The organism is Idiomarina sp. UBA4206 (assembly GCF_002383015.1).
Lineage (GTDB): Bacteria > Pseudomonadota > Gammaproteobacteria > Enterobacterales > Alteromonadaceae > Idiomarina > Idiomarina abyssalis.
In genome coordinates, this window is the sequence record NZ_DFTS01000026.1 from 1 (window position 1) to 204 (window position 204).

1 protein-coding gene is annotated in these 204 nt (G+C 45.1%); it reads right to left on the minus strand.

The genetic code is table 11. From position 1 onward, the window contains the following. A partial coding sequence (locus B3180_RS05745) for an ATP-dependent Clp protease proteolytic subunit (protein ID WP_286843499.1) occupies positions 1-154 on the minus strand: 154 nt, incomplete at its 3' end. Positions 155-204 lie beyond the last annotated feature (50 nt).

Genomic DNA, 204 nt, shown 5'->3' on the forward strand with positions numbered 1-204 from the left:
GGTTGGCCATATGGTCTTCAACCTGACCACAGCAGAAAATCACACGCTCTTTTAACAGGCGTGAATAAATGTCGTAAGAGCGCTCCCCTTTTGACGTCTGTTCGACAACCATAGGGACTAGCTGTGCCATTGGATCCTGAATATCGCTCGACATGTGTTATAAAGCTCCTGAAATAAAAATGGCTCGTATGAAATCATACGAGC